This window comes from Mesonia phycicola (assembly GCF_900141885.1).
Lineage (GTDB): Bacteria > Bacteroidota > Bacteroidia > Flavobacteriales > Flavobacteriaceae > Mesonia > Mesonia phycicola.
Map to the genome: position 1 here is coordinate 1 of NZ_FQYY01000009.1, position 16,566 is coordinate 16,566.

Annotated in this window: 14 protein-coding genes; 7 read left to right on the plus strand and 7 right to left on the minus strand. The window is 32.5% G+C overall.

Features of this window, described 5'->3' with window-relative positions:
* The first annotated feature begins 672 nt into the window (after positions 1–672).
* Positions 673–1,368, plus strand: coding sequence for a zinc metallopeptidase (locus BUC03_RS12935; protein ID WP_073152865.1), 696 nt, complete (start codon positions 673–675; stop codon positions 1,366–1,368).
* 76 nt (positions 1,369–1,444) lie between these two features.
* Here BUC03_RS12935 and BUC03_RS12940 read toward each other — a convergent pair whose 3' ends face one another.
* On the minus strand, positions 1,445–2,836 hold the full coding sequence (locus BUC03_RS12940; RefSeq protein ID WP_262493978.1) for a saccharopine dehydrogenase family protein: 1,392 nt from the start codon (positions 2,834–2,836) through the stop codon (positions 1,445–1,447).
* A 51-nt stretch (positions 2,837–2,887) separates the two neighbouring features.
* On the opposite strand from BUC03_RS12940, the gene BUC03_RS12945 reads away from it, so the two are divergent.
* Together BUC03_RS12945 and pckA are read left to right on the plus strand one after the other, a co-directional pair.
* A complete protein-coding gene (locus tag BUC03_RS12945; RefSeq protein WP_073152870.1) occupies positions 2,888–3,277 on the plus strand; it encodes a DUF423 domain-containing protein in 390 nt (129 codons plus the stop codon).
* Positions 3,278–3,348: 71 nt separating this feature from the next.
* Positions 3,349–4,947 carry a phosphoenolpyruvate carboxykinase (ATP) gene (gene pckA, locus BUC03_RS12950; protein WP_073152873.1) on the plus strand — a complete coding sequence of 533 codons (1,599 nt, stop codon included), beginning with the start codon at positions 3,349–3,351 and terminating at the stop codon, positions 4,945–4,947.
* A 75-nt stretch (positions 4,948–5,022) separates the two neighbouring features.
* Here pckA and BUC03_RS12955 read toward each other — a convergent pair whose 3' ends face one another.
* Positions 5,023–5,769, minus strand: coding sequence for a uroporphyrinogen-III synthase (locus tag BUC03_RS12955; protein WP_073152876.1), 747 nt, complete (start codon positions 5,767–5,769; stop codon positions 5,023–5,025).
* A gap of 26 nt (positions 5,770–5,795) precedes the next feature.
* Positions 5,796–6,458 (minus strand): DUF4271 domain-containing protein, encoded by a 663-nt coding sequence (locus BUC03_RS12960; RefSeq protein WP_073152878.1) that lies wholly within the window; start codon positions 6,456–6,458, stop codon positions 5,796–5,798.
* 93 nt (positions 6,459–6,551) lie between these two features.
* Here BUC03_RS12960 and BUC03_RS12965 point away from each other — a divergent pair, with 93 nt between their 5' ends.
* The 3 genes from BUC03_RS12965 to BUC03_RS12975 are packed head-to-tail and all read left to right on the plus strand — an operon-like array spanning position 6,552 to position 9,105.
* Positions 6,552–7,280 carry a polyprenol monophosphomannose synthase gene (locus BUC03_RS12965; protein ID WP_073152881.1) on the plus strand — a complete coding sequence of 243 codons (729 nt, stop codon included), beginning with the start codon at positions 6,552–6,554 and terminating at the stop codon, positions 7,278–7,280.
* Positions 7,277–8,617, plus strand: a complete 1,341-nt coding sequence (locus tag BUC03_RS12970; RefSeq protein WP_073152883.1) for a dihydroorotase — start codon at positions 7,277–7,279, stop codon at positions 8,615–8,617. Before BUC03_RS12965 ends, BUC03_RS12970 begins: the two co-directional genes overlap by 4 nt.
* A complete protein-coding gene (locus BUC03_RS12975) occupies positions 8,617–9,105 on the plus strand; it encodes a DUF4296 domain-containing protein (RefSeq protein ID WP_073152885.1) in 489 nt (162 codons plus the stop codon). Before BUC03_RS12970 ends, BUC03_RS12975 begins: the two co-directional genes overlap by 1 nt.
* On the opposite strand, the gene BUC03_RS12980 is transcribed toward BUC03_RS12975, so the two are convergent.
* Positions 9,095–10,108 (minus strand): NAD-dependent epimerase/dehydratase family protein, encoded by a 1,014-nt coding sequence (locus tag BUC03_RS12980; RefSeq protein WP_073152887.1) that lies wholly within the window; start codon positions 10,106–10,108, stop codon positions 9,095–9,097. The genes BUC03_RS12975 and BUC03_RS12980 overlap by 11 nt on opposite strands.
* A 134-nt stretch (positions 10,109–10,242) precedes the next feature.
* Here BUC03_RS12980 and tyrS point away from each other — a divergent pair, with 134 nt between their 5' ends.
* Entirely contained in the window at positions 10,243–11,538 is a 1,296-nt protein-coding gene (gene tyrS, locus BUC03_RS12985) for a tyrosine--tRNA ligase (protein ID WP_073152890.1), read from the plus strand.
* Positions 11,539–11,691: 153 nt separating this feature from the next.
* Here the strand turns inward: tyrS and BUC03_RS12990 are convergent, their stop codons facing one another.
* The 3 genes from BUC03_RS12990 to BUC03_RS13000 all read right to left on the minus strand — a co-directional run bounded on the left by BUC03_RS12990 (position 11,692) and on the right by BUC03_RS13000 (position 16,539).
* Positions 11,692–12,672, minus strand: a complete 981-nt coding sequence (locus tag BUC03_RS12990) for a LuxE/PaaK family acyltransferase (protein WP_073152892.1) — start codon at positions 12,670–12,672, stop codon at positions 11,692–11,694.
* Positions 12,673–12,756: 84 nt separating this feature from the next.
* Entirely contained in the window at positions 12,757–14,484 is a 1,728-nt protein-coding gene (locus BUC03_RS12995; protein ID WP_084112949.1) for a T9SS type A sorting domain-containing protein, read from the minus strand.
* 138 nt (positions 14,485–14,622) lie between these two features.
* Positions 14,623–16,539, minus strand: coding sequence for a hypothetical protein (locus BUC03_RS13000; RefSeq protein WP_073152896.1), 1,917 nt, complete (start codon positions 16,537–16,539; stop codon positions 14,623–14,625).
* Positions 16,540–16,566: the final 27 nt, after the last annotated feature.

The window sequence follows — 16,566 nt, forward strand, 5'->3', positions numbered from 1 at the left end:
CCACCCCGCCCTATCGGGCACCCCTCCTTTAAAAGGAAGGGAACTTTTTGTATAGGTTTTGATTTTTCTCGGCAATAATACTTATTTGTGTCATTCCGGTCTTGATCTGGCATCTCATCTTGTTCAATTTGTTTAAACTCACAAAAACTTCCTTCCCTTTCAAAGAAAGGTTACTTATGTAACGATAGCGAAGTAGGTGGGAAGGGTTCTTTTCTTCTCTTGATGTTTTTAATGAGCTTGCAAAACCACCCCGCCCTATCGGGCACCCCTCCTTTTAAAGGAGGGGAACTTTTTGTATAGGTTTTGATTTTTCTCGGTAATAATATTTATTTGTGTCATTCTGGACTTGATTTGGAATCTCATCTTGTTCAACTTATTTAAACTCACAAAAACTTCCTTCCCTTTCAAGGGAAGGTGGCTTATGGAGCGATAGCGAAATAAGTCGGAAGGGTTTTCTAAGTTTATTCAAATTCTGAAATAAACACTATTTTTTTGCATAAGGGATAGAAGCGGCATCCTTTTTCTTGTTATTTTTAGCAGAGTCAAAAAATAATAACAAGAAAAAGATATAGCGTATAGCCCGACCCGTAGGGTGATGCCCAAATAGACAAAACGTCATTATTTTTAATTGGCTAGATTTTTGATTTCTGAATTATAGAAAAAAATATAATTATGATAGGATATTATGTACTTATTGGCTTAATCATGTTAGTGAGTTGGTATGTGGGCCACAAGTTAAAAACGAAGTTTAAAGAATATTCCAAAATACATTTACGTAACGGAATGAGTGGAGCAGAGATTGCTAGACAGATGTTACAAGATAACGGTATTTATGATGTAAAAGTAATTTCTACCCCTGGGCAATTAACAGACCATTATAATCCGCAAAAGAAAACGGTAAATTTAAGTGAGGCGGTGTATAGCCAACGTAATGCAGCAGCAGCAGCTGTGGCAGCTCACGAGTGTGGCCACGCAGTGCAACATGCTACTGCGTATAGTTGGTTAACTATGAGAAGTAAACTTGTACCAGTGGTAAGCGTTGCTTCTCGTTTTAGTCAATTTGTAATTATGGGAGGTTTAATTTTAATGACTTCTGTGTCTCTTGGTTTAGGGCAAATGGTTTTGCTAGCAGGTATTATTTTGTTTGGTATGGGTACACTGTTTAGTTTTATAACCTTACCGGTAGAGTATGATGCTAGTAATAGAGCATTGGCTTGGCTAAAAAAAGAAAATATGGTTACTCCGCAAGAATATGAAGGTTCTAAAGATGCTTTAAAGTGGGCGGCAAGAACTTATGTGGTAGCAGCTATAGGCTCTTTAGCTACATTACTTTATTTTTTAAGTATATTTTTAAGAGGTAGAGATTAATTTTACCTAAGTTGATCTATTAAAAAAAAGCCTTTCTTTTATTTTAGAAAGGCTTTTTTATGGGTGAAATTTTAGTTTATCCCACTACATTGTCTTCATTATAACCGAGATATTCTCGCTCTTTTTCTTTAAAAATAATTCCGTTTTCTGCTAGTTCTTTTAAAATAGGTTCATATACTTCTTTACTAATGGGGCGTAACACACCAGGCGTAGTAATTTCTTCATTTAAAATTTTAAGAGTAGCAATGGCAACAGGTAAACCTACGGTTTTAGCCATAGCAGTATAGGTTTGGTCTTCGCCTAATAAAACCATTGTAGAGTCTATTTGATTGGTTTTGCCATCTATTTCGTAACCAAATTTGTGGTACATTACAATCATGTCTTTATCGTCTGGGGCAAGTGTCCATTTTTCTTCAAGTATTTTTTGTAGAGCCTGTGCAGGAGTAGCATTTTTAATTCCAATTTTTTTATGCGGATTAAAAATATCTAGTTCTAAAAGTTTTTCCCACATTACATCGTCTTGGTCTATTTTTAAGTTGTAACGTGTTTTTAGTTCTACAGAGTCTGTTGGTGAGTAGGGTAAAAAAGAGTTTACAAAATCTCGGTAACTCATATCTTCAGAGTTTTGAAGAGTGTAAGAATCATCTGTCATCCCTAATTGTACAAACATATTCCAAGCTTTACTAAAGCCTACTCGGCGTAAGGTGCCTCGATATAAAGTTTTAATATCATCTAAGCCATACACACTTCTATATTTTAAAGAATTTCTGTTGGCAAGTCCTTCAAATTTGCCATAACCTTCTACTTTTAAAAACTCAGTTCTTCTAAACAAACGATGGTAAGGTATATACTTATATTGACCTTCTTGTATAAACTCTGCAGCGCCACCTTGCCCTGCTACTACTACATTTCTTGGATTCCAAGTAAATTTATAATTCCATAAATTAGTATCGCTTTCTGGAGCCACTAGACCACCAGTAAAAGATTCAAACAAAAGCATTTTTCCTCCTTCGTCTCTTATTCTATCTATTACCTGCATGGCACTCATATGGTCTATGCCAGGATCTACACCAATTTCATTCATAAAAACAAGTCCTTTTTGTTTTACTTCTTTATCTAAGGCTTGCATTTGGTCACTAACATAAGACGCCGTGACTAGATTTTTATTAAAGTTTACACAATCTTTAGCTACTTCTATATGAAAACGCGCAGGTAGCATAGAAATAACAATATCTGCATTTTTAATAGCATTTTGTCTTTGCTCGGTATTAAAAATATCTAATTGAATAGCTTGAGTAGAGTTATGATTTCCCGCAAATTTTATAGCGTTTTCTAGAGATAAGTCTCCAATTATAATCTGAATTCTTTCTGAATCTGCTTTTTCTTTCAGATATTTGATAAGGGAAGAAGTAGATTTACCAGCACCTATTAATAATATATTACGCATCTTTAATTTTACTAGATTAATTTTGTGTTTTTGTTAAAGAATTTATTAAAAATACCTTTAAAATAATTAAATATGCAAAGAAAGTTGTTAATCTTAGGGAGTATTCTTGGATTTTTAGCAGTAATATTAGGTGCATTTGGAGCGCACGGACTCAAACAATTTCTTAGCGCCGAATCTTTAGTAAGTTTTGAAACAGGAGTGCGATATCAGTTTTATCATGCCTTTTTATCGATGCTTATTGCGAATACCTCAATTTTTTCTTCTAAAACTAAGAATATTGTATTTTGGTTACTTTTGTTGGGGGTAATCTTATTTTCTGGCTCTATATATTTACTTACTACCTCTACACTAACAGGGGTTAGTTTTAAAAGTTTTGCATTTTTAACACCAATAGGGGGTGTTTTTCTAATTTCAGCGTGGTTTGTCTTGTTGTTTAACTTGCTGAAAATGAGAGAAAAATAAAGCTAAAAAGTTCTTAGGCGTTATAAATATTATTTCTATTTTTGTCAAACAAACACAACAAATTAATATTTATGCTTTCTAACAATCTAGTTACGAAAACGTTTTCGTTATCAAAGTACAAAATTAAAGCAGAAGATTTTCATTACCAACTCTCTTCAGAAGAGTTACACCAAATTACCATAGATAAAAAAATGGGAGTGGAAGTGAACTCTGGAGCTTTAGCTGTAAATACAGGTAAGTTTACAGGAAGATCTCCTTTAGATCGTTTTATTGTTAAAGATGAGGTTACCAAAGATAAAGTTTGGTGGGGTAATATTAATATTCCTTTTGAGGAAGATAAATTTGACGCGCTTTATAACAAAGTAGCAAATTATCTTTCAGAAAAAGAACTTTATGTGAGAGATGCTTATGCTTGCGCAGACAAAGATTACCAACTAAATATTAGAGTAATTAATGAGCACCCTTGGAGTAACATGTTTGCATATAATATGTTTTTACGTCCAGAAGAAGAAGAATTAGAAAATTTTAAAGAAGATTGGTTAATAGTAAATGCGCCAGGATTTAAAGCTAATCCAGAAGTAGATGGCACAAGACAAGCTAATTTTGCCATATTAAATTTCAGCAAAAAAATAGCTTTAATTGGCGGAACAGGGTATACTGGAGAAATTAAAAAAGGGATATTTTCTGCATTAAATTTTATATTACCAGTTTATAAAAATGTTTTGCCAATGCATTGTTCTGCTAATGTTGGAGGGCAAGGTGATACAGCTATTTTCTTTGGCTTATCTGGAACAGGTAAAACTACCTTGTCTGCAGACCCTAATAGAAAATTAATAGGAGATGATGAGCACGGATGGACGCCAGATAATAAGGTGTTTAATTTTGAAGGAGGTTGTTATGCTAAAGTAATTAATCTTTCTGAAGAAGGAGAACCAGATATTTACAATGCCATTAAACCAGGTGCAATTTTAGAGAATGTAATTATAGATGAAGATGGAGAAGTAGACTTTTCAGATGTTTCTATTACACAAAATACAAGAGTAAGTTACCCAATTTACCATATTAATAATATACAAAAACCATCTGTGGGAGAAAATACAAAAAACATTTTCTTTTTAACAGCAGATGCATTTGGAGTATTGCCTCCAATAAGTAAGCTTACGCCAGGACAAGCAGCATACCATTTTATAAGTGGTTACACTGCTAAAGTAGCTGGTACAGAAGAAGGAGTTACAGAACCTATCCCTAGTTTTTCTGCTTGTTTTGGAGCGCCGTTTATGCCATTGCACCCTACTAAATACGCAGAAATGCTTAGTGAAAAAATGAAAGCTTCTGGTGTTAATGTATGGCTAATAAATACAGGATGGACAGGTGGTTCTTACGGTGTAGGTTCTAGAATGAAATTAAAATATACGCGTGCAATGATTACAGCTGCTACAAATAGTGAATTAGCAAATGTAACGTATAGCAAGCACCCTATCTTTGGACTAGAGATGCCAAACCAATGTCCAGGTGTTCCTGCAGAGGTATTAAATCCAAAAAATACTTGGAGTGATGGGCAAGCTTATGATAAAAAGGCTAGTTTACTAGCATCTTACTTTCATGATAATTTTTCAAAGTTTGAAGATTATGCTAGTAATGAGATTTTAAATGGAGGGCCTATAAAATAGTGGTTTTAAGTCTTCTTCAATAAAAAAGGGCATTTCTAAAATGCCCTTTTTTTATTTATTACTATTTCAAGTAAATTATTTTTTATTATGCTCTTTAATATACTTTTCTAAAGCCATAGTCATAGACGGAGTCTCTGGCGTAGGTGCTTTTATATTGCAAGTAAGCCCGTGTTCTTTAGCAGCTTTAATAGTAGAGTTACCAAAAACAGCAATTCTAGTATTATTCTGTTGAAAATTAGGGAAATTTTCAAATAGAGATTTAATTCCGCTAGGACTAAAGAAAACCACTATATCATAAAAAACTTTTTCTAAGTGAGATAAGTCGCTTACAACGGTTTTATAAAAAATTCCTCTTTTCCAATTTAATCCAGCTTTATCTAACTGTTGTGGTACTGCAGGTTTTAACATGTCTGCAGAAGGTAACAAGAACTTTTCATTCTTGTATTTTTTGATAAGCGGCATCAACTCAGGAAATGTTCTTTTACCTACATAGATTTTTCGCTTTCTGTACACAACATATTTTTGTAGATAATAAGCAACGGCCTCACTCTGGCAGAAATACTTTAAAGAATCTGGCACTTTAAAACGCATTTCTTCAGCAATTCTAAAAAAGTGATCAACAGCATTTCTACTTGTAAGAATAATAGCTGTGAAATTAGAAAGATCAATTTTTTGTTGTCTTACTTCTTTGGAAGGTACACCCTCTACGTGAATAAAAGGAATAAAGTCAATTTTTACTTTCTGTTTTTCTTCTAGTTCTGAATAAGGACTGTTCTCAACCTTAGGTTCTGGTTGAGAGATCAAAATAGTTTTCACTTTCATTGCGCTGTGTTTTTAACTCAAAATCACTACGTACGTGTAACCACTTTATATAAAATGATATACGGTATGATTTCAAGAGTGCAAAGGTACAAAATAAAATAAAACCAATGACCAAAAACTAGCTTTTGGTTTTGAGAATAATATTTAAATAAAATACCAATATTAGCTAACAGCCATATAGAAAGGAAAATATAGATTAAAAATGAAGAATTTGGCCAGCCATAAATAAGTACTAATAAGAGAGGAGAAATTATAATGGCTACCAGGTTTCTATAAGTTATTTTGTAAAATATATAATTGTCTAAAAGTTTACTTATTTCAAAAACTTCTCCAATTATTTTCTCTATTAAATACTTTGCTCCAATTAAAACGTTATAACCTAATAATATTTGAATATAGAATAAATAAGGTTCATTTTTAATAGTTATAAAAGAAGTTAATTTAATAAAATAGAAAATACCTAATGATATAATTAAACCTTGTGCTACAAATAGAAAAAAACTAAATAGATTAAGTACAGAAATGGTTCTTTTATGTGAAGTGAAATATTTATTAGAAACTAAAACTCTAGAAAAATCTAAAAAATCTTCACTAAATTTTTTTTTAGTAAAAGCAAGCAGGAGTAAGATAGCCATTAAAACAATGGTCATCCAATCATTAGAAGAAAAAGAACGAGCTACAGCCTCCAAATTTTTTTATTTTATGCAAATTTAAAATTAAATAGCTAGAAAATCTGAAATAAGAGAGTTTAAAAATAATTACATTTGTCTAAAATTGCACCCATGTCGAGGCGACTCGTTGTTATACCAACTTATAATGAAATAGAAAATATAGAGCGTATTTTACGCAACGTGTTTTCTCAAAGGGCGTCTTTTGATGTATTGGTGGTAGATGATAATTCACCAGACCATACTTCAGAGAAGGTAAGAGAACTACAAAAAGAGTTTTCAAATCAATTATTTCTAGAAGTAAGAACGCAAAAGTCAGGCTTAGGTACCGCTTATATTCACGGATTTAAGTGGGCTTTAGAGAGAGATTATGAATTTATTTTTGAAATGGATGCAGATTTTTCTCATAACCCTAACGACTTAATTAGACTCTATAATGCTTGTGTAAAACAAGACGCAGCATTAGCAATTGGTAGTAGATACGTTACCGGGGTTAATGTGGTAAATTGGCCAATGAATAGAGTATTAATGTCTTATTTTGCTTCTAAATATGTAAAGTTTATTACAAGAATGCAAATACAAGATACAACGGCAGGGTTTGTGTGTTACAGAAGAGAGGTTTTAGAAAAAATAAATCTAAACTCTATTCAATTTGTAGGTTATGCTTTTCAAATAGAAATGAAGTTTAAAGCTTACCTCTTAAAATTTAAAATTGTAGAAGTTCCTGTTATTTTTACAGACAGAACAAAAGGTGAATCTAAATTAAGCGGAAATATAATTTCTGAAGCAGTATTTGGAGTGATTAAAATGAAATTAAAAAGTTTATTTGGCAAAGAAATATGAAAAAGATTTTAATTAAAAATGCTAATATCGTTAACGAAGGAAAAGTTTTTGAAGGCGATGTATATATTGAAGATGACCTTATTGTAGAAGTTGCAGATATTATTAGTGCAAAATCTCATGATGTTCAAGTTTTTGATGCAGAGGGTAAATACTTATTGCCAGGCGTGATAGATGATCAGGTTCACTTTAGAGAACCAGGTTTAACGCATAAAGAAGATATTGAGCACGGTTCTAAAGCAGCAATTGCAGGTGGTATTACTAGTTTTATAGAAATGCCTAATACAGTGCCGCAAACAACCACTATAGAAAAGTTAGAAGAGAAATTTGCTATGGCAGCAGAGAAAGCATACGCAAATTATTCTTTTATGTTTGGTGGTACCAATGACAACTTAGAAGAAATAAAAAAAGTAGATCCAAAATCTACCGCTGCCTTAAAATTATTTTTAGGTTCTTCTACTGGTAATATGTTAGTAGATGATGAAAAAGTTTTAGAGCAAATCTTTACACACTCTCCATTAATTGTAGTGGCTCATTGTGAAGATGAAACAACTATTAAAAACAATTTAGCCAAGTATAAAGAAGAGTTTGGTGATGATATTCCAATTGTGTATCACCCAGAAATTAGAAGTGAAGAGGCTTGTTACATATCTTCTTCTAGAGCAGTAGCATTAGCAAAAAAAACGGGTGCTAGATTACACGTTTTCCACCTTTCTACAGCAAAAGAATTAGAGCTATTTACCAACAAAATACCACTAAAAGAGAAGAAAATTACAGCAGAAGTATGCATTCATCACCTATGGTTTAATAATGAACAGTATGATGAAAAAGGAACATTGATAAAATGGAACCCTGCAGTAAAAACTAAAAAAGATCAAGACGCTTTATTAAAAGCATTAATAGAAGATAAGCTAGATGTAATAGCAACAGATCACGCGCCTCATACTAAAGAAGAAAAAGATAATGTTTATACTAAAGCACCAAGTGGAGGGCCTTTAGTACAACACGCTTTACCAGCAATGCTTGAGTTTTATCATAAAGGTAAAATAACTCTAGAAAAGATTGTAGAAAAAATGTGTCACAACCCTGCTATTTTATTTGAAATAGAAAAGAGAGGTTATATTAAAGAGGGCTACAAAGCAGATTTAGTTTTAGTAGATTTAAATGCCCCTTGGACAGTAAATAAAGATAATATCTTATACAAATGTGGGTGGTCTCCTTTTGAAAAAACTACCTTTAGATCTAGAATTACGCATACATTTGTGAACGGAAAATTAGTATATAAAAACTTTAAAGTATTAGACGTTAAAAATGCAGAGCGTTTAACATTTAATAGATAATGAAAAAAAAGTTTACCAACATATTCGCCATTTTATTTTTAGGTCTAGTTTTATCTTGTCAAAGTGTAGATAAGCAGGAGAAGCCTGAAAACTTAATACCTGAAGATAAAATGGTAGATTTGTTAACAGATTTATTAAGATTAGATGCTGCAGAAAACTATTCTTCTATTGAGTTTAAAAAAAGAAAAATAAATACCAAAGATTTAATTTTTGAAACTTATAAGGTAGATAGTTTGCAATTTGTAGAAAGTAGCCGCTACTATGCAGAAGATTTTAAAGTAAATAAAAGAATTTACGATAGCGTGCAAACCAGATTTGAAGAAGAAAAAAAGTATTTTGATTCTTTAGTGAAAGTAGATACTCAACAAAAAGCAGACGAAAAGAATAAAGATAATCTAACTATAAAACCAATTACAGAAACGTCTGATGTAAAAGAAAAAAAGTTGCAACTAACAACTAGTAAAGACTCTATTAAATCTAAACCTTAGTTTTTATAAAATATCTTGAAGTTTCTTTTATAGATTGTTGAATTGGTGTAAACTCAAAATCTAATAGTTTCACTATTTTTTTATTGCTGTAGTAAGATTTTCCAAAAGCACCTTTAATAGATTTTTTTGTAATTATTTGCTCTGTGTTAAATAATTTTCTGCCTATATATTGAAATAACCATCCAATAAAAACCATCCAAGGTTGTAATTTTTTTCTTGGTTCTGGTTTTTTTAAAGCTTTAGCAATTTCTGCTAACACTATTTTAAAAGAAAGATTTTCTGCAACCAAAACAAACCCTTCATTTTCTATATTACTCTGCATAAGTAAAACCATAGATTTTGCTACATCTTCTACAGCAACAAAACCAGTAGTTAAAGGTGGGTAATAAGACAACCCATTATGTACTTTGCTAAATAACTGTCCGCTCCCACTAGACCAGTTACCAGCGCCAATAATAACACCTGGGTTTACCACCACGACATTTAAGCCTTCTTGAGAGGCTCTCCAAACTTCCATTTCTGCACCATATTTAGTAATAGAATAATTGTCATGCTCTGCATCATTATTACGAGGAGATTTTTCTGTAATAGGTTGATGGTTTAACTCACTACCAAGAGCAGCAATAGAGCTAACGTGGCAAAGTTTTTTTACTCTTTTGCTTAAAGCTAAATTAACCACATTGGCGGTACCTTCAATATTAATTTTTCTTAGAAGTTTGTAGTGTTTAGGGTTGTAAGAAATTAGTCCAGCACAATGATAAACATATTCAATATCTACAAAAGCATCGGTAAGTTGAGGTATGTTGGTAATGTCTGCAAGAAACCATTCTATATTTTCAAGCAGTTTAATAGAATTTTCTCCTATTTTTTGTTGAATAATATATTCTGCGGCCTTTATTTTTTCATGAGTTCTGTACAGCGCCCTCACTTTTTCTTCTCGTAGAAGTAATTCTGCCAATAAATGAGATCCAACTAAACCGGTAGCTCCTGTAACTAAAATCATAAATTAAATATACGCTTTTCTCAATAGGAAAATTTTTAGTTTCTCCTATATTTGTGAATAGAAAATCAAAAATAAATTTTATAAGTTGAATTTGGCTTACTAAGCATTCAATTTATCTATAAATCATAAAAAAAATGACCAAAAAGTTTGTTGAAGAATTAACGTGGAGAGGAATGTTACATGACGCAATGCCTGGTACAGAAGAGCATTTGCAAGAAAAAATGAGATCTGCTTATGTGGGAATAGATCCAACAGCAGATTCGTTACATATTGGTCATTTAGTAGGAGTAATGATGTTAAGGCATTTTCAATTGGCAGGCCATAAACCTTATGCGTTAATTGGTGGAGCAACAGGGATGATAGGTGACCCTTCTGGTAAATCTGCAGAGAGAAATTTACTTAATGAAGAGACTTTACTACATAATCAAAATGCTATTAAAAATCAATTAGCTAGATTTTTAGATTTTTCAGCTAAAGAAGAAAATGGTGCAGTTTTAGTAAATAATTACGACTGGATGAAAGATTTTTCTTTCTTAGAATTTATTAGAGATGTAGGTAAACACATTACCGTAAATTACATGATGGCTAAAGATTCTGTAAAAAAACGACTTTCTTCAGAATCTAGTGTAGGTATGAGTTTTACAGAATTTACTTACCAATTAGTACAAGGGTATGATTTCTTACACTTATTTAAAGAGCATGATTGTACTTTACAAATGGGTGGTAGTGACCAATGGGGTAATATTACTACAGGTACAGAAATGATTAGAAGAATTGGAGGCGGTAAAGGTTTTGCTTTAACTTGTCCGTTAATTACTAAGGCAGATGGTACTAAATTTGGAAAAACAGAAGGAGGTAATGTATGGCTAGATGCAGAGAGAACTTCTCCTTACAAATTTTACCAATACTGGATGAATACTAGTGATGAAGATGCAGAAAAGTATATCAAAATTTTTACTTTTTTAGAAAAAGAAGAAATAGAAGCATTAGTAGCAGAACATACCGAAGCACCTCATTTAAGATTATTACAAAAACGTTTAGCAGAAGAAATTACAGAAATGGTGCACTCTAAAGAAGATTTAGATAATGCTATAACTGCAAGTAACGTGTTGTTTGGTAAAAGTGCTGCAGACGATATAAGAAAGTTAGATGAAAAAACTTTTTTAGATGTTTTTGAAGGTGTACCACAAGCAGAAATTGAAAAAGCTAAAATAGATACAGGTTTAGATATGATTGCTGCGCTTGCTGCAGAAACTAACTTTTTACCTAGTAATGGAGAAGCAAGAAGAGCTTTAAAAGCAAACTCTGTTTCTGTAAATAAAGAAAAAGTAGCAGAAGATTATTCTATTACCGAAGCAGATTTAATAGGTGGTAAATACATAATTTTAAACAAAGGGAAAAAGAACACTTATATTATTAAGGCAATTTAATAAAAAGCAAAAGCCCGGTAATCACTCCGGGCTTTCTAAAATAACTAACCAATCTATTATGAAAAAACTTTCATCTTAGCATGATATAAGACGTAAAGAATCTGGTTCAATTACAGAATATTTGTGTATTAACATAAGTATAACAATTAGATGCTAAATAACCATCAAATTACATCCTCTAACGTCACTATTATCAAATCTTCCTAAAATTTCATAAGAGTTTTTGTCTATTTTTTTGCCAAGATCTTGGGTTGCAATAAAAGAGCAAGAATTTAAGTTTGCTAGGTCTATAACGTTAATACCTCCTGTTTTACCATCTTGTACGTAGCTAAGAGCATCTTCAGTATCTCTTATAAGTAATTTCATATGCTTAGGACAATTAAAAACCCCATCTCCTTTAGAGTATGCTTGAGATAGTAACTCTGTCATACCATACTCAGAGTGTATTTTATTTACACCAAAACCATTGCTTAGTAATTGGTGCAATTCTTTTCTAATCATTTCTTTTCTTCTGCCTTTCATCCCTCCAGTTTCCATTATAATCGTGTTTTTAAGCTGGAAGTTATATTTTTCTACAAGATCTAACAGAGCAAATGACACCCCTATCAAAAGTATTTTTTTGCCTTCTTGATCTAGTTTTTTTAGTAGTGTGGCAAGTTCATCTAATTCATTTAAATAAAAACCACTTTCTGGGTGTTTACTGTGTTCTATAAAGTAATTAGCCATATAAATTAAAGAAGAGCCTTTGCGCTCTAAATACGCAGGTAATAAAGCAAGTGTAACATAATCTGAGATAGGATTATAAAATTGCTGAAATGCATTTATAAAGCTTTTCTCATAAATGTTTATATCTGTTACTAAATGTTTACTAGTTAAAGTTCCAGTGGTTCCGCTACTTGTAAAGGTTTCTTGAATAGGGTTAGTAGAAGAAAGTATTTTTTCTTTTTTAAAAAATTCTATAGGTAAAAATGGTATTTTTTCTAATGTGTTTACTTCTTGCGGATGGATATGAAGTAGATTGCAGAATTTTTTATAAACTGCATTTTTTTGGTATTGAAACTGAAAAACTTCTAGACTGGTTTGTAAAAAGTCGTGTTCATTTTGTATTTGAAAAATTTTGTCTTCAAGTTTCATAATTCTCTATTAAGATTGAGCAAAAATAAGAAAATAAAAAAAGCGCCTTTTATAGGCGCTTTTTATTTATAGAGAATTATAAATTTATTTTATAATAAGCTTCTTAGTTGAAGATACTCCGTTTTGCGTAAGCTTAACTAAATATACACCTGTATTTAAAGTAGATATATTTAATGTAGAGTTTACGTTATTAGCAGAAATAACTTTTTTACCTAATAAGTTAAAAATTTCCACATTTACACTAGCAGAATTTTCAGTTTCAATAGAAACATATCCTGTAGATGTTGGGTTAGGGTAAAGTGAAAATAAAGATTTAGTATTGTTACCTACAGATAATGTTTCTTCAATACTTGTAGCAAAAATTTGTGGAGTTACAGTTGTTCCGTCATCATATTTAGCAGCAATACCAGTTACTTCAGAAGCAGTAGTTGGTATAACGCTACCAATGTAGCTTTCATCCCAGAAATTAGTGTACATAGCCATTTGATCAGACCCGTTAGATAAGTTGTAAGTTGTACCTGTTGCAAATACAGCAGTACCATCACCTTCTACAAAAGTTACACCAGATAGCATAATCATTTCAGACTCGTAATCTGCATAGTTAGTATTGTAATCTGCAATAGTTACTGTTTGAGGGGTAATTGTATTCCCTGTAGAGCTTGCAGCACCAGGATCTGTTTCTGGGTAAAATTGTAAAATTCCGTTATAGCTAGCTAGTTCTCCTGTAATACCAGTGATACCATCAGCTATAGCATAAGTAGTTGTAATAACACCACTATTATCATCTATTAATATTGCTCCAGTAGCATCTTCAATGTATTTTTGGTTTCTGTAGTTTTGTTGGTAAGTTAAAATAGCTTCACTAGTTAAAGTATATTTACCACCAATAGTACCAGCTCTTAAACTTGCAATGTCATTTACACTTGTAGCTGGTTCACACTCAGGAGCTGTAATTGTATTTGATATAGAGCAGCTTGCACTTGTGATAGAGTACATTAAATCTGTACCTTCTGGAATACCTGATACTGTAATGGTACCTGTAGCCATTGTAGATGGGTCGTCTGGACTTGTAATTGTTCCTGCGTTTAGGCTAAAGCTATAAGACTCTGTACCACCTCCACTAAAAGTACCGGTAACAGTATAAGTATCTGATGTTGCACCTGTAGTTTCTGTATCACAAACCACACTTGTTACTGTAACGGTTAATGGACAAGTAACTGTACCTGGTACAAAAGAACCTAAACCAATAATAGATTCGAAAGTATTTCCTCCTTGGCATAAGCCAAATCCATCCAAAGCACCGTTGCTAAATGTCCAATCTGCTTGATTAAAAGATCCATTAGCTGTAGTGCCTGTATTTCTTTTAGCATAACCATCTGCATATTCCCAAAATTGACCAGAGCCATCAATTGCATCGACACCATATTGGTCTATTACAGAAGAATCACTATCTAAAACAATTCTTATAGCATCATCACCGTTAAAATTCACAACACCATCTTCCCAAACATTTGTTGCAGAAGGAAATTCTGAAGCGAAAACTTCTGGAGAGTTGGTGTCATAATAAATATAAATAAAATCGTCAGTAACAGTGTTGAGAGAAGATAAATTAGTAGTAGTGCCCCAACTACCTCCATTAGATTGTCTTTCTATTGAGTATAATGAAAAATCTACAGTTCCGTCTGCATAAATTTCAACAACTTTCGGAGTACCTCCTGTACAGTCTCCATCTGCAATCATCGTGATTATGGGAGTTTGAGCAAATGATATGCTTGCTATCATTAAGGTAAATAATAAAGTAATTTTCTTCATAGGAATATGATTTTGATTATGTTTTATGCAAATATAATTAATTGTATTAAAAGTACTTATAGTAAAATGTTATTTGTTTTATATGAAAAAGCCACCTTTTATATAAGGTGGCTTTTAAATTTATTTTAATGGTTTTGATTAGTTAACCCAATCAAAATCAGATTCTACCACAGTAGATCCATTGTAAGTACCAGCAGCATCAATAGATGCACCGTCTACTAATATACCTGATACTGGAGCACTATCTGGAGTGTCTAATAAAGTATCATAACCAGTTACAGTTAAGTTAGTAATTGTAGCGCCAGATTGTTTTTTAAACTGTAATGCTAAACCACCTTCTGTAGAAACTGCAGTAAAGTTAGAGATAGTTGGGTTGTTGTTAGTACCGTCTGCTTCAATAGCAGTTGAGAAATTAGCTGATGTATGTTTTACATAAGTGTTTGTTAAAGATCCAGACCATCCTTCTGTCCAATCTATAGCATCATCTTGTAAGTTTTCAACGTATACGTTAGTTACTACAGCAGCACCTCCAAAAAATTCGATACCATCATCTGCACCATCAATTAATGCAATGTTGTTAATTGTTGTACCAGAACCAACAGCATAAAGAGTTAATCCATTATATTGAGACTCAGAGTTAATTTGAGCACCAGATTGTCTAATAATTAAATATTCTATAGAACCTGAATTGTCAGAGTTATCTGAACCTCCGTAAATAAGACCACCTACTTCTGCAACAGCATCTACACCTTCTGTAGTTTCACCATTACCTAAGATAATAAGACCACCCCAAGTACCAGTTCCGTTAGGTCCCATTTTTACTGGGTTATCTGCAGTACCTTCAATCATAATATCTGATCCAGCTTGTACAGCGATATAAACGTCTGTTCCTGTATTGGTAACTATGTTAGTTCCTGCAGGAATAGTTAAAGTAGCACCATTATCTACACTCATAATTCCGTCTAAGTAGTAGTTTGTATCTGCATTTAAAGTTAAATCTGAAGTAACTGAAGAAGGTAATTCTTCTGTTGCAGCTAATGCAGCGTTAACCCAAGCAAAGTCTTCTAGATTAACAGTAGTAGCACCTCCGTAAGACATTTCAGTACTAGCATCTTCTCCTTCAATTTGAATGTTTGCTAATGGTCCGTTATCTGGCATATCTATTACTGTTTCATATCCTGTTAAAGATAGACCAGTGATTGTAGCTCCAGATTGTTTTTTAAACTGTAATGCAACTCCACCTGTTTCAGAAATAGCAGTAAAGTTAGTAATAGTTGGGTTGTTGTTAGATCCATCTGCTTCAATTGCAGTAGAGAAGTTTTCTGTAGAGTGGTAAACGTAAGTGTTAGTTAAAGTACCAGACCATCCTTCTGTCCAGTCAATAGCGTCATCTTCTAAATCTTGTACATATACATTAGAAACCTCAGCAGCACCTCCAAAAAATTCGATACCATCATCTGCACCATTAATAATAGCGATGTTGTTAAGTGAAGTACCAGAACCAACAGCATAAAGAGTTAATCCGTTGTATTGAGACTCAGAGTTAATTTGAGCACCAGATCCTTCTATAATTAAATAGTTAATAGAACCAGAGTTGTCAGCATTATCTGTACCTCCGTAGATAAGACCACCTACTTCTGCAACAGCATCTACACCTTCTGTAGTAACACCCTCACCTAAAAGTAAAAGTCCTCCCCAATTGCCAGTTGCATCTGCAGGAGACATTTTTACTGGCTCACTAGCAGTACCATTAATCATAATATCTGCACCTTTTTGTACTGCAATATAGATATCTGTTCCTGTACCTGTTTTAATTTCTGTTCCTGCAGGGATAGTTAAAGTAGCACCATTTTCAACACTTAATATACCGTTTAATGTATAAGTTTGAGAAGAATCTAAAGTCATGTCACTAGAGATACTACCTGCAAGTTCTGTTTCTGTTGTTGAACCTCCGTCATCATCTGAGGTTGCATCATCATCACTATCACAGCTTGTAAAAACTGCCATTAGTAAAATCGAAAATAAAATCGATAGTTGTTTAATTGTTTTTTTCATTTTTTTTAATTTTAAGTAATTGGTATA